The following is a 12,753-nucleotide window of genomic DNA, read 5'->3' as shown; positions in this document are numbered from 1 at the left end:
GTGGACGAGGCCCCGTGTGCGCGTACGGCGACTGCCGGACGTCGGGTATGGACCGTTACGCGACGATGCCGGAGCCCGCGGCCTTGCGGCGGCGGACGACGAAGACGGCGCCCGCGCCCAGGGCGACGGCGGCGCCACCGCTCAGCGCGATGGCCGGCAGGACCGAGCTGGCACCGGTCTCGGCGAGGTGGCCCTGCGGGGCGATCTCGGTGTTGCCGGACGGCTTGGCCGGGAGCGGCTTGTGACCGCCCTGCGGCTTGGCGTCACCCGGCTTGCCGGGGGCGGTGCCCGCCTTGAGGATGTCGAACTCGTAGTAGCTGTCGTCGCTGGAGTAGACGCAGTCGCCCTTGTCGTCGGCGTACATGCCGATGCTGATGGCGAAGCCGTAACCGGCCGGGGCCTTGGCGTCGACGGCCAGACGCAGGTCGACGGAGAAGGACTCGTTGGCCTTGACGTCGGTGTAGCCGAGGTAGCCCGCGCCCTCGTCGTCCTCGTCCAGGGAGATGTCCGTCCACGTGCCGGTGGCCGGGTCCTTGTACTGGAGGGTGAGGTGGTTGGCGTCGGAGAAGTCGTCCTCGCCCACGCTCGCGGCGAAGACACCGAGGTCGACACGCTTGTAGGAGTGCTCGCCCGTGTTGCTGACGTTCAGCTTGAAGGTGTGGAACCCGCTGCCCGCGACGACCTTCGACGGCAGGCCGGAGAGGGTGGTGTGCAGGTCGTCGTCGAACTTCGGCTCGGTGCTGCCGTCGCACTCGGTCGGGAACGTGGACTCCGAGGCGGACGGCGAGGCCGACACGCTCGCCGACGGCGCGGCGGGCTGGGTGGCGGAGGGCGACGCGGTCGTGGACTCCGACGTGTTCGCGGCCGGAGTCGTGTCCTCGGCGGCGGGGGTCGTGTCCTCCGCGGCGGGGGTCGTGTCCTCGGCCGCCGGAGTCGTGTCCTCCGCGGCGGGGGTGGTGTCCTCCGCCGCCGGCGTCGACTCGGAGGCGACCACCGCCGGTGCCTCGTCGGAGGCGTACGCGACCGGGGCCGCCAGCAGCACAGCGGGAGCTATGGCAGCCGTCGCTGCGGCCAGAGCCAGGGAACGGCGAAGCTTCATGCGAACCTCGGATGCGTGAGTGATCGGTGTGTTCGCAGAGATGACCGGTTACGCGGGTAAACAGTTGCCCAAAGGCTTACGGGATTCTTAAGTGACATGGATCACAGGGCCGAGTCGTCCTTGCGCGGACCCGGGACCGCCGGGCGCCCGCCCGGGGTCGCCGGAGACTCGATCTCCGTCAGCAACGTACGCAGCGCTGCCCGGACCCGAGGCATGTCGGGCGCGGTGTCGAGCAGAGCGGGGTGCGGGTCGAGACCGGTCAGCGCGCGGTGCGCCCGGTGCCAGGCGCGGGCCGTCCGCCCTCGGTGGTGATCGGCGTAGGCGCGGGCGTAGCGGGCCAGCGCGGTGGCCCAGGCGTCCTCGCGGACGCCGGGCTGCGTGAGGGCGCGGCGGGCCTCGCGCTGGGCGGAGGCCGGGGTCAGCGGGGCCTGGAGCACGGCCAGGGCGGCGAGGCTGACGGCCGGGGCGGGACCGCCGGGGGCGTACGGCGGGACGGTGTCGGCCGCCTGGCGGAAGCAGTCGGCGGCGGCGCGGGTGTCGCCGCGCTCCCAGGCCAGCACGCCCTCGACATGGCTGACCCGGCCGATCAGCGCGTCGTCGCCGGCGAGCACGGCGGCGGGCCAGACCTGGCCGAGCAGTTCGCGGGCGGTGGCCGGGTCGCCGGGGGCGCTGAGCCAGGCGGCCAGCCAGCGGGCGCGGGCGGCGAGATGGTCGTCGGCGCGGTGGTGCGCCAGCAGCCGGGCCAGATGGCGCCGGCCCTCCTCGGCGTGGTCGTGCACCGCCCACCAGAACCAGAGGTCCACCACTCCGGCCAGCGCCGCCGCCACCTGCCCGGCGGGCGGACCGGGCAGCGCGAGGGCGTGGTCGACGAGTGCGGCCAGGTCGGCCTCGTTGTCCCGCACCAGCCGCGCCGCCTGCCGCTGCTCGCCCGCGCTCCACAGGTTCCCGGCGATCTCCGCCAGCCGCCGGTGGTGCAGCACGTGCCGGGTGACGGCCACCCTGAACTCCCCGGCCGCGCCGAGCCGTTCGGTGCCGAAGTCGCGGGCGGCCCGGGTCATCACGTAGCGCGGCGGGCGTACGCCACCGGGCTCGCCCAGGGTCCGCAGCACCCCGGCGGCGGTCAGCCGGGCCAGGCACGCCGGAACCTGGTGCGGGGCGACTCCCGCGCCGGAGCACAGATACGCGGCGGACGGTTCGCCGAACGGCCCGGCGAAGACGGCGGCCCTGCTCCACACCGCCCGCTCGACGCGGTCGCACAGCAGATAGGCCGAGCCGACGGCCGACCGCAGCGAGCGGTGTCTGCGCAGCGCGGGTGAGGGCGCGGACAGCCAGCACTGGTCCCGCTCCAGGCGTTCCGCCAGCTCCTCCACCCCCATGCCCCGCCCGAGCTGCTCGGCGGCCAGCTCCACGGCGAGCGGCATGCCCTCCACCAGTCGGCAGATCCGGACGACCACGCCGTACTCCGCCACCGTCCGGGGCAGCGCCCGCGCGAGGAACAGCTCGACGGCGTACGCCTCCTCCAGCGGCGCGAGCCGTACGACGTGCTCGTCCCCGAGACCGAGGGCCTGGCGGGAGGTCACCAGGACGCGCACGGAGGGGAGTTGCATCAACAGGTGCTGGACCAGGCCCGCGCACTCGGTGCGGACGGCGTCGGCGTCGTCGAGCAGGAGCAGGGTGGGGCGGCCACCCGCGCCGAGTCCCCACTCCAGCGCCTCCAGCGGACCGCCGCCCGTCGCCTCGGCCACGCGCTCGGCCAGCGCGCCCGGGGCCGTACGGCTGCCGCCGGGGCAGCGGACGCGGACCACCGCGCCCCAGGCCCCGCACGCGGCGACCGCCGTGGCCAGGCTGCTCTTGCCGACACCCGCGGGCCCGGTCACCGTCACCAGCCGCCCCCGGGCCAGCCCCTCCCGCAGCGCGGCCGTCTCCGCCGCACGGCCGACGAGCACGCCCGGTTCCGGACGGCCCGTCGTGGCAGCCCGGTCGGTGCCCGAGGCGTAAGACCTCACTGCGTCAGTACTCCAAACCCCTCGCGCGGTGCGACGACCCGGCGCTGCGCACGGGTAAATCGTTCCTGCGGAACCGCTACGGGAACTCCAACGCCCCACCGGAACGCCGGGTGGCGCACCCGCGCCGGCTATCACACGGCACGACGAACGCCCGAACGCGCGTCCGGCGAAGAAGCCTTCAGCCGTGAGCGCCTCAGCGGCGCAACCGCGCCCCGGCCCGGCCCCGGACGTGTATCCGCACCGACACCCCCAGCCCGCGCACCCGCACCGTCACCCGCACCCGCGCCGTCACCCGGACACGCAGCCGGACCCGGGCCGTGGCCCGGGCCCGGTCGCCGCCCATCGGGTTCTCCTCGCGCGGTCCGGCTCCTACTCGCCCTCGTCCACCCGGGTCGGGCGGCTGCGGCCGGGCTCGGGCAGTTCGCCCATCTCGTGGCGCAGGAAGAGCACGTCGCCGACGAACAGGTCGTAGACGAGGATGCCCACCACGCCGCCGATGAACGGGCCGACGATCGGCACCCACCAATAGTCACTGAACTGGCCCGCCACCGAGCCCGGGAACGCGAGGCTGTCCCAGCCCGCCACCCAGGTGAGCAGGCGGGGGCCGAAGTCGCGGGCGGGGTTGATGGCGTACCCGGCGTTCGCGCCGTAGGACATGCCGATCGCGGCGACGGCGAAGCCCGTGACGAGCGGGGCGAGGTTCGCCTTCACGGCCTGGTTGCGCAGGTCGAGGATGGCGACGACGAACATGACGAGGAAGGCGGCGCCGACGATCTGGTCGATCAGCGGACCCCAGATGCCGCCGTGGAAGTAGGGCGCCGGGAAGGTCGCGAAGATGGAGAACGAGGCCAGGGTGTGCCCGTTGGTCTTGGGGCCCTGCACGGCCGAGTCGAAGGTGTCGATCGCGTTGTGGTAGACGAGGTAGACCAGCGCGGCGCCCGCGAAGGCGCCCGCGACCTGCGCGAACCAGTACGGCAGCACCTTGATCCAGGGAAAGCCGCGGCGCACGGCCACCGCGAGGGTGACGGCCGGGTTGAGGTGGGCGCCGCTGACGCCGCCCGCCACGTAGACGCCGAAGGTCACCGCCAGGGCCCAGCCCCAGGCGACCAGCAGCCAGTCGCCCGCCGCCAGGAAGATGGTCGTGGTGGTGGCGGCCCGGCCGGAGCCGGGCAGTGCCGCGACGGCCATGGCGACCACACCGCAGCCGAACGAGATGAGGACGAAGGTCCCGAGGAACTCCGCCATCATCTCGCCCGCCAGACCGCCCCGGTGTCTGAGCCGGGACGGCTTGATGAGCGGGGGTATTTCGACAGCCATTGAGGGCCCCTCTGAGAGAGCGAATGCGGCCAACAGCCTCATGCTGGTCCACAACCACTCGTTCCGCAGAGCGGGTTACTGCCTTCGGGTTACCCCTCGATCCGCCGGTCGGCCGTGAGCGAGGCGATGCGGTCGAGCTGCGCCGTCGTCACCGCGCGCACCATGAGGAAGCCGGTCACCGCCGCCGCCACCATCGCCGCCTCGCTGAACAGCAGGGGCCAGACCGCGCTGTAGGCGCGCTCGATCAGCTTGTCCGTGCCGTCGCGGTAGAACAGGCCGGTGCCGCAGGCCATGCCGACCAGCCACAGCACCCACCACACCGTGACCACGGAGGGCAGCATCCGCCCCGGCACGGACTTGCGGTACGCGTCGGCGATCACCCCGCGCGGAATCCACAGGTTGGCGACGGGCAGCACCCAGCCGAGATAGACCCAGAACCCCGCGTACTTCGGCCTCTCGCGCGACAGGGCGACGGAGTTGTCCCGCACCCGCCACATCCAGGAGATGAAGAACACCGCGCAGATCACCATCGTGACGCCGACGAGGGAGGTGACCAAGTGGTACGAGCTCTCCAGCGAGTTCAGCGGCCGGTGCACACCGTCGCCCTGGTCCGGGGGTCCGGAGGCGGGCTCGCCCGCCGTCCACAGCCGTATCTCCCACACCGCGCGCAGCGCATGACCGAGCCCCGCGAGCAGCAGGGCCCAGCCGGTCAGCCGGGCCGCCGTCTCCACGGGGCGCAGTCCGTGCACCTGGGGTGCGGGGTCGGCCTGAATCGTCCTCTGTTCCGTCACGACGCGATTCTGACCGGGTGGATCGCCCCGCACCAGGGGCTTTTACGACTGATCAGACCGTGCGGCGCTGCGGGTGGTACGTCGCCAGCGCCCAGATCACGAAGAAGTCGATGCCGATCATGATCAGCGACCAGATCGGGGAGTACGGCAGGAACAGGAACTGGGCGATGATGCTCAGCGAGGCCAGCAGGATGCCGACCATCCGCGCCCACTCCTGGCGCATGAGGACGCCCACGCCGGTGATGACGGAGATGACGCCGAGTACCAGCAGGATCCAGCCCCAGCCGGTCAGGTTGATCTTGTAGACGTACAGGCCCACTCGCGCGTACACGTCGTCCGCGGCGATCGCGGAGATGCCCTGGAGGATGGCGAGGATGCCGGTCACCAGCATCAGCACACCCCCGAACATCGCGCCGCCCTCGGCGAGCCCCTCGTGGGACGAGGGGGCCGGTTGCGTCTGCTGCTGCTGGGTCATGGCAGTACCTCCGCCGTCGTCGCCCCGAGAGGTTCGTTGCTACGACGATCACGCGGACACGGCCGGGTGACCACGGGTGCTACGCCGAACGGGTGAAGGCGCGGGCGCGGGCACGCCAGGCGGGCCCTCACGCCATCCAGAAGAAGACCGCCGTCATCCGCTTCTCCTCAAGCGTCCGGCCGAAGTAGCCGGTCGCGCTGTGCACGAGGTTGGCGTGGTAGAGGAGCAGACGGTTGTAGCGGTGGGGGACGTCCACGTCCTCCTCGAAGGCGTCCGGGGCGACGAAGCGGGTGCCGAGGGCGTCGACGAGGTTGTCGTGCGGGGCCTGGACGACGTTGCCGCCGAGCCGGCCGCCGGGCAGGGACTGGCGGTAGAAGCTGGTGCCGCAGGACTTCGGCACGTGCGGGTTGAGGTACAGCACGGCCGCGTACCGGCACAGCGCGCGCGAGTCGGCGTGCGGGCGGGGCTCGCTCTCGCCCTCGCCGACGACCTGGACGCAGTTGTGGTTGAGGGTGCCGCCGCCGGGCGCCCGCTGCACCCACAGCTCCCGCGCGCCGGTCGCCTTCTTCACCAGTTGCTCGACACGGGCGAGTTCGGCGGGTTCGAGGCCGGGCATCGCGCGCAGTCCGGGCCAGGTCTCGGAGGTGTACGGGTAACCCTCGGCCCACTCGTCCTTGGCCAGACACCGTGTCCGCACCGCGTCGGGGTCGGGCAGGGCGTCGTCGATGACCCAGTAGTCGCGTCCCCGGGTCGGCTTGCGGTAGGGCAGCACGGGGAGGGCCGCCGGGCGCCCGGCGGGTGGCTGTGGGGGCATGGGGCGAATCTAGGGGCGGGTTCCTTCCCGCTTCTCCCGGCGCACGGTCAACATCTGTCGAGGAGGGTCAACGTTTGACCAATCCCGGTCGAACGGAAATCGTTACCCCGACCATCGAGACGAACGGCGCCCGCATCCGTACTGCTGTGCGTCCCAACCGCCTGTCGGCGGAACCACGACCGGGCAGGAGGCACGGTGCGCATTTCGCGGAACGCGACGGGAACCATCTTCGTGGGCGGTGCGATGACGCTGACACTCGCGGCGCTCGCCTATCCCAGCATGCTCGGCCTGAACACCGTCACCGCGTCGCAGACACGGATCGTCGCCAACACGCAGTGGGGCCCGCTCACCGAGCAGGACCGCGACTTCGTGGTCCGGGTGCGCGCGGCCGGCCTGTGGGAGTACCCGCTCGGGCAGATCGGGCTCCAGAAGGGCACCACGGCGGGCGTCAAGGAGGCCAGCAAGCACCTGATCGACGGGCACGCCGCGCTCGACGCCTCCTGCCGCAAGATCGCGCCCATGCTGAACATCACGCTGCCCAACGTGGCGAGCCCCCAGCAGGAGGGCTTCGTGACCCAGTTGAAGGGCGAGAGCGGCAAGCAGTTCGACACCGACTTCGCCAACATCCTGCGGATGACGCACGGTTCGATCTTCAACACCATCGCGAAGATCCGGTCCACCACCAAGAACTCGCTGGTGCGGGCGCTGGCCAACCAGGCCAACGACACGGTGCTCGACCACATCACGGTGATGGAGAAGACGGGTCTGGTCGACTTCGACTCGACCATCTTCCAGCAGACCACCCCGCCCAAGCTGCCCACGGACGACCTGACGCCGCCCGCGCCGCCGCCGGGCCAGCCGGAGGTGGTCCTGACGCCGCCGCCGAACCCCACCTCCTCCACGCTGAACGTCGACGGCATCAACGGTCCCAACGACACCCGCAAGGACGGCACTTCGGGCATCCCCGGCGCGACGCCGGCGCCCTCGCCCACGCCCACGGTCGGTTAGGACGCCTCCTAGGCGATCCATACGGTCGTGTCCGGCGGAAGGATGCCGGGCACGGCCAACGGCCCGCTCGCGAGCAGGGGTTCGCCGGGCGGCAGCGGTACGGGCGCGCCGCCCAGGTTCGTCAGACAGCGCCAGCCCGGGGTGCGCCTGAACTCCAGCACGTCTGGGGGACTTTCAGGCGCCCAGATCAGTTCCTCGCCCTCCAGCAGCTTCCGGCGCAGCCTCAGTGCGGCGCGGTACAGCTCCAGGGTCGAGCCCTCGGCACCGGTCTGCGCCTCGACGGCGTACGCCGCGAAGGACGGGGGCTGCGGGAGCCAGCCCGCGCCGGGTCCGAAGCCGTACGAGGGTCCGGTCGTCGTCCAGGGCAATGGCACCCGGCAGCCGTCACGGCCCTTGCGGGTGTGGCCCGACTGCTGCCACACCGGGTCCTGGAGCACCTCGGCGGGCAGGTCGGCGACCTCCGGCAGGCCCAGCTCCTCGCCCTGGTAGAGGTACGCCGAGCCGGGCAGCGCCAGCATCAGCAGGGTCGCGGCGCGGGCCCGGCGCAGGGCCGGACCGGGGTCGAGCGGGGGCTCGGTGCCGCCGGAGAGCAGCCAGGCGTCGAGGTCGGTGCCCGGCGGGAGCGACAGGCGCGAGGCGTGGCGGACCACGTCGTGGTTGGAGAGCACCCAGGTGGCCGAGGCGCCCGCCGAACGGGCGGTGGCGAGCGAGCGGGTGATGACCGCACGCAGTTCCTCCGCGTCCCAACCGGTCTCCAGATACTCGAAGTCGAACGCCTGGCCCAGCTCGTCCGGGCGGGCGTACAGCGCGCGGCGCTCGTCCGGCACCCAGGCTTCCGCGACGGCGGTGCGGGGCGGGTCGTAGGAGTCGAGGAGGCGCCGCCAGTCGCGGTAGATCGCGTGCACCTCGTCGCGGTCCCAGTAGGGGTGGGAGCCGGGCTCGACCAGGGGCAGGGAGTCCTCGCCGGTGGCACCGACGCCGCCCACGTCGCGCAGCGGCTCGGAGAGGTCCTTGGCCAGGCCGTGGGCCACGTCGACGCGGAAGCCGTCCACCCCCCGGTCGGACCAGAAACGCAGCGTGGCGAGGAGGTCCTCGCGCACCTCGTCGTGGCGCCAGTCGAGGTCGGGCTGTTCGCGGGCGAAGAGGTGCAGATACCACTCGCCGTCCGGCACCCGCTCCCACGCGCTGCCGCCGAAGACCGACTGCCATTCGGTGGGCGGGAGTTCACCGCGCGCGCCCCGGCCGGGACGGAAGACGTACCGCGCGCGGGCCGGGGAGCCGGGGCCCGCCGCCAGCGCCTCCTGGAACCAGGGGTGCCGGTGGGAGGTGTGGTTGGGGACGATGTCGACGATCACCTTGAGGCCGAGCCGGTGGGCTTCCGCCACCAGGGCGTCGAAGTCGTCCAGGGTGCCCAGGCGCGGGTCGACGTCCCGGTGGTCGGCGATGTCGTAGCCGCCGTCGGCGAGTTCGGAGGGGTAGAACGGGCTGAGCCACACCGCGTCCACGCCGAGCGCGGCCAGATGGTCCAGATGGCCGGTGACGCCCGCGAGGTCACCGAGCCCGTCGCCGTCGGCGTCCGCGAAGCTGCGGGGGTAGACCTGGTGGATGACGGCCTGGCGCCACCAGTCGGGGTTCCGGGAGGAGAGGTCGGCGGACGGCTGTGCCATGCGGGCTCCGTTCGGGCGGGGGCCGGGGTCCGGCGGGTCGGGCGGGTGCCGGGGGTCCGTGGGTGAGGCGGGTGCCGGGGGTCCGACAGGAATCTGTCCACATCGCCCCGAAACGGAAACCGGGCGGGACCGGAAACCCGAACACCCGGGGCGCTAGCGCAGGTTGACAGCTTTCGCAAGGACGATCACCATGTCTCCACACTGTGGCGCACGGGACCGACGAGTCCGTGGAGGCCGCGGTTCTCTCCTGTGATCCCTCCGCGCCCCGCGCGTGCTCTCCCCGAACCGATGGGATGTCCATGTCCATAGCCCGACGTGTCACCGCGCGCCGCCTGCTGGGGACGGGCGCCGCGTCGCTCGCCCTGTGCGCCGCCTCCGTAGCCGCCGCCTCCGGGGCGTGGGCCCACGGCGCGCCCGGCGGCGACGGCTGGAAGTCCGGCGGCCACCTGACCCCGGGCACCGGCGCCGGTACCGAGACCGGCACCGACGCGTGCGAGTTCTCGCTGGACGGCACCCGCTTCTTCGCCTCCGTCAAGGTGGACGACCAGAACCTGAAGCCCACCGAGGACGGCAAGGTCCACATCACGGTCCGCGCCGCCGGCGACGCCGCGAGCTGCACCGCCTCGCTCGCCTCCTACCTCGCCCACGGCGCCACCTGGGCCACCTCCGGGCAGCAGGCGCTGGTCGGCTTCGACACCGTGAACGTCAGGCAGGGCGAGACCGACACGCTCGACATCGCGGTGCCGGACGCGGGCTGCTTCGCGCAGGTCGACCTGTACCGGGGCGCGGTCAGGTTCGACGGCGACCTCGACGCGAACGACGGCCTGGTCCACGGCGACCTGCCCAAGGGCCCGGACCACGCCGTCATCAAGGACAAGCTGATCGCGGCCTGGAACGGCGGCACCAAGGAGTGCTCGATCGAGGCGCAGCCGACCCCGACGACGCCCGCCGCCACCGCCTCCCCGTCGGCCACCGCCCCGGAGTCGGGCTCGGGCTCGGCCTCCGAGTCGGCCTCGGCGTCCGCCTCCGAGTCGGCCTCGCCGAGCACCAAGGCGGACTCCGGTTCCTCCCCGTCGCCCTCGGCGAGCGTCGAGGACACCGCCGCGGCCGCCTCCCCGTCCGCCGACGGCGGCTCCGGCGACCTCGCCGAGACCGGTGGCGGCAGCGGCTCCGGGCTGATCGCGGGTGCCGCGGCGGCCCTGGTCGCGGCGGGCGCCGCGGCCGTGGTCGTCTCCCGCCGCAAGCGCGCGGCGCGGCACTGACCTCACGGGGCGCCCCAACGCCCCCAGCGTGAGGCGAGCGCGCCGGACGCCCACCCGGACGACGGGGTCAGGGCCGACGACCGGGCCCGGCGCGCCCCGCCTCCACCCCCGCCCCCGGCGGCCCCACGGCTGCCGGGGGCGCGGTCGTGGGCCGCGCGGGAGCGGGACGCCCCCGGCCACGCACCGCGCGCCCGAGCCCCACGGACACCGGTCCGAGTCCCCCGCCACGCCGCCACCGGCCCGACGCCCCACGGCCACCCCGCCACCGGCCACCGGCAGGACAGCCGCACCCGTCCCGCCACCGACCCGACGCCCCACGACCGCTCCACCACCGGCCCGCCGACCACACCCGCCCCGCCATCGGCCGAACCGGCTACCCCCGCTCCACCGTCGACAGGTACAACTCCACGTACCGCTTCACATCCACGTCCAACCCCACGTCCACCAGGGCCCGTTCCCGCTCCCCGTCGTGCAGTTCCGACTCCCCGGGGCGGCCGCGCAGGTCGACGACCGTCTGGCCGCGCGCCGGGCCCGGGGCGAGGGCGATCTCGACCGGGACGTGGCGGGTGGTGAGTCCCTCCGGGTCGGCCACCGCGCAGACGGCGCCCGCGTCGCCGAGGCCGCCCGCCGCCGCGTCCTGGGGTGCGGTGCCCCGGGCCGGGGGGCGGTGGGCGAGGAGGTCACCGGCGAGCCGGGTGCCCGGTTCGGCGCTCGCGCGCAGCCTGCGCACGTCCGCACCGGGCACGACGACCCGGGTGAACACGTCGAGACCGTACATCGTGATCGGCACCCCGGCGGTGAGCAGCACGGCCGCCGCCTCCGGGTCGTGCCAGACGTTGAACTCGGCGACCGCCGTGGCGTTTCCGGGGCCGACCGCGCCGCCCATGAACACGATCCGCTCGATGTTCCGGGTCACCTCGGGGTGGGTGCGCAGCAGCAGGGCGATGTTGGTCAGGGGCGCGGTCGGGATGAGGGTCACCGGGCGCGGGGAGGCGAGGATCTCGCGGCGCAGCAGGGTGACGGCGTCCATGGGGACGGGGGCGCGGGCCGGGGCGGGCAGGCCGAGGTCGCCCATGCCGTCGGTGCCGTGCCAGTGCGCGACCCGGGCGGGCTCGAGGAGCGGGCGTTCGGCGCCGCGCGCGACGGGGACGTCGGCCGCGCCGGCCCGCTCCAGCACGGTCAGCGTGTTGCGGACCACGCGGTCCACGCCGGTGTTCCCGGCCACGCAGGTCACCGCCCGCAGGTCGAGCCCGGGGTGCCGGACGGCGAACAGCAGCGCCAGCGCGTCGTCCACGCCGGTGTCGCAGTCGATGATCACGGGAACGGCGGGCCGCTCGGCCACGTCGGGCTCCTCTCGGTCGCGGACACCGAACCTACCCGCGTCGCCGGAGCGGCGCCCGGCACTCACCCGGACGGACCGGAGCGCTGGTGGGAGGGGGCGCGGGGTGATGCCGTGAGGGGAAACAGCCCTTCCGGTACGAGCAGGAGGCACCCCGATGACCGCACGCGCCCGTGGCGCCCTGCCGATACGGACCGGCGCCATACCCGTGCGCGGCGCCCTCCTCGCCTCCTGCGCCCTCACCCTCGCTCTCGGCGGCTGCGCCACTCTCGGCCTCGAACATCCCCCGACCGCCCGTCAGCCGCTGCCGACGATCGAGAAGCCGCCCCCTTCCTCCAAGGCCGCCCCCGGCACCGACAAGGCGCTGCTCACCGACGCGCAGGCACAGAACGCGCTCCTCACCGAGACCGACCTCGGCGCCCCCTGGACCGCCACGCACGGCGCCGCCACCTGGCGCGACGGCATGTTGAAGGCCACCACCGACGCGGGCCAGTGCCAGCCGCTGCTCGACGCCCTCTACGCCGACACGCTGCTGCGCGCCCCCGCCCGCGTCGCCGTCGGCCTGGACGACCCCGACAGCGGCGCGCAGCTGCGCTACCAGATCGCCGCCCGCCGTCCCGCCGACGTGGACGCCGCGCTGACCTGGCTCGGCACGATGCCCGCCGACTGCGCCCGCTTCACCGCCAAGACGCAGACGGGGCTGATCGAGGACGTGCGGGTGAACTCCGCCTCTGTCCCCGAGGTCGGGGACAAGCGCCAGGGTCTGCGCGTCACCGTCGCCACCACGACCGACGACGACCAGGACGTGCTGCTCACCCTGGACGTCGCCGCCGTCCGCGTCGGCCAGGACGCCTTCGCGCTGACCAACGGCGGCCTGGGCGACGTGCCGAACGACGCGACGCAGGCCGCCGTCCAGATCGGCGCCCTGCGCCTGGCGGACGTGCGCAGGCAGGGGCGCGTCCAGGTCTGAGCGCG

General features: G+C 73.7%; 12 protein-coding genes. 3 read left to right on the top strand and 9 right to left on the bottom strand.

Features of this window, described 5'->3' with window-relative positions; all coding sequences use genetic code 11:
* Positions 1 to 55: 55 nt before the first annotated feature.
* The 7 genes from ACWEEU_RS03115 to ACWEEU_RS03085 form a co-directional block, all read right to left on the bottom strand.
* Positions 56 to 1,099, bottom strand: a complete 1,044-nt coding sequence (locus ACWEEU_RS03115; protein WP_385745781.1) for an LAETG motif-containing sortase-dependent surface protein — start codon at positions 1,097 to 1,099, stop codon at positions 56 to 58.
* Positions 1,100 to 1,200: 101 nt separating this feature from the next.
* On the bottom strand, positions 1,201 to 3,045 hold the full coding sequence (locus tag ACWEEU_RS03110; RefSeq protein WP_451727861.1) for an ATP-binding protein: 1,845 nt from the start codon (positions 3,043 to 3,045) through the stop codon (positions 1,201 to 1,203).
* Positions 3,046 to 3,298: 253 nt separating this feature from the next.
* The gene (locus ACWEEU_RS03105) at positions 3,299 to 3,448 is read right to left on the bottom strand and encodes a hypothetical protein (protein ID WP_385745785.1); all 150 of its coding nucleotides are present in this window, start codon (positions 3,446 to 3,448) and stop codon (positions 3,299 to 3,301) included.
* Between the two features lie 26 nt (positions 3,449 to 3,474).
* Positions 3,475 to 4,422, bottom strand: a complete 948-nt coding sequence (locus tag ACWEEU_RS03100; protein ID WP_385745787.1) for an MIP/aquaporin family protein — start codon at positions 4,420 to 4,422, stop codon at positions 3,475 to 3,477.
* An 89-nt stretch (positions 4,423 to 4,511) separates the two neighbouring features.
* On the bottom strand, positions 4,512 to 5,213 hold the full coding sequence (locus ACWEEU_RS03095) for a DUF4328 domain-containing protein (RefSeq protein WP_451727857.1): 702 nt from the start codon (positions 5,211 to 5,213) through the stop codon (positions 4,512 to 4,514).
* A 52-nt stretch (positions 5,214 to 5,265) separates the two neighbouring features.
* The gene (locus tag ACWEEU_RS03090) at positions 5,266 to 5,688 is read right to left on the bottom strand and encodes a DUF7144 family membrane protein (protein WP_385745791.1); all 423 of its coding nucleotides are present in this window, start codon (positions 5,686 to 5,688) and stop codon (positions 5,266 to 5,268) included.
* Between the two features lie 127 nt (positions 5,689 to 5,815).
* Positions 5,816 to 6,502: a DUF6445 family protein gene (locus tag ACWEEU_RS03085; RefSeq protein ID WP_385745793.1), complete on the bottom strand. Its 687-nt coding sequence runs from the start codon at positions 6,500 to 6,502 to the stop codon at positions 5,816 to 5,818.
* A gap of 243 nt (positions 6,503 to 6,745) precedes the next feature.
* Between ACWEEU_RS03085 and ACWEEU_RS03080 the strand changes: the two genes are divergently transcribed.
* The gene (locus tag ACWEEU_RS03080; RefSeq protein WP_451728318.1) at positions 6,746 to 7,510 is read left to right on the top strand and encodes a DUF4142 domain-containing protein; all 765 of its coding nucleotides are present in this window, start codon (positions 6,746 to 6,748) and stop codon (positions 7,508 to 7,510) included.
* 8 nt (positions 7,511 to 7,518) lie between these two features.
* Here the strand turns inward: ACWEEU_RS03080 and ACWEEU_RS03075 are convergent, their stop codons facing one another.
* Positions 7,519 to 9,177 carry a glycoside hydrolase family 13 protein gene (locus ACWEEU_RS03075; RefSeq protein WP_451727853.1) on the bottom strand — a complete coding sequence of 553 codons (1,659 nt, stop codon included), beginning with the start codon at positions 9,175 to 9,177 and terminating at the stop codon, positions 7,519 to 7,521.
* 299 nt (positions 9,178 to 9,476) lie between these two features.
* Between ACWEEU_RS03075 and ACWEEU_RS03070 the strand changes: the two genes are divergently transcribed.
* A complete protein-coding gene (locus tag ACWEEU_RS03070) occupies positions 9,477 to 10,439 on the top strand; it encodes an LAETG motif-containing sortase-dependent surface protein (RefSeq protein ID WP_451727850.1) in 963 nt (320 codons plus the stop codon).
* Positions 10,440 to 10,812: 373 nt separating this feature from the next.
* On the opposite strand, the gene ACWEEU_RS03065 is transcribed toward ACWEEU_RS03070, so the two are convergent.
* Positions 10,813 to 11,781 carry a nucleoside hydrolase gene (locus ACWEEU_RS03065; RefSeq protein WP_451727847.1) on the bottom strand — a complete coding sequence of 323 codons (969 nt, stop codon included), beginning with the start codon at positions 11,779 to 11,781 and terminating at the stop codon, positions 10,813 to 10,815.
* A 154-nt stretch (positions 11,782 to 11,935) separates the two neighbouring features.
* Here ACWEEU_RS03065 and ACWEEU_RS03060 point away from each other — a divergent pair, with 154 nt between their 5' ends.
* A complete protein-coding gene (locus tag ACWEEU_RS03060) occupies positions 11,936 to 12,748 on the top strand; it encodes a hypothetical protein (RefSeq protein ID WP_385744961.1) in 813 nt (270 codons plus the stop codon).
* The last annotated feature ends 5 nt before the right edge of the window (positions 12,749 to 12,753 follow it).

This window comes from Streptomyces sp. NPDC005004 (assembly GCF_053600675.1).
Note: the sequence above shows the minus strand (reverse complement) of the source record. Positions and strands in the feature narration are given on the sequence as shown.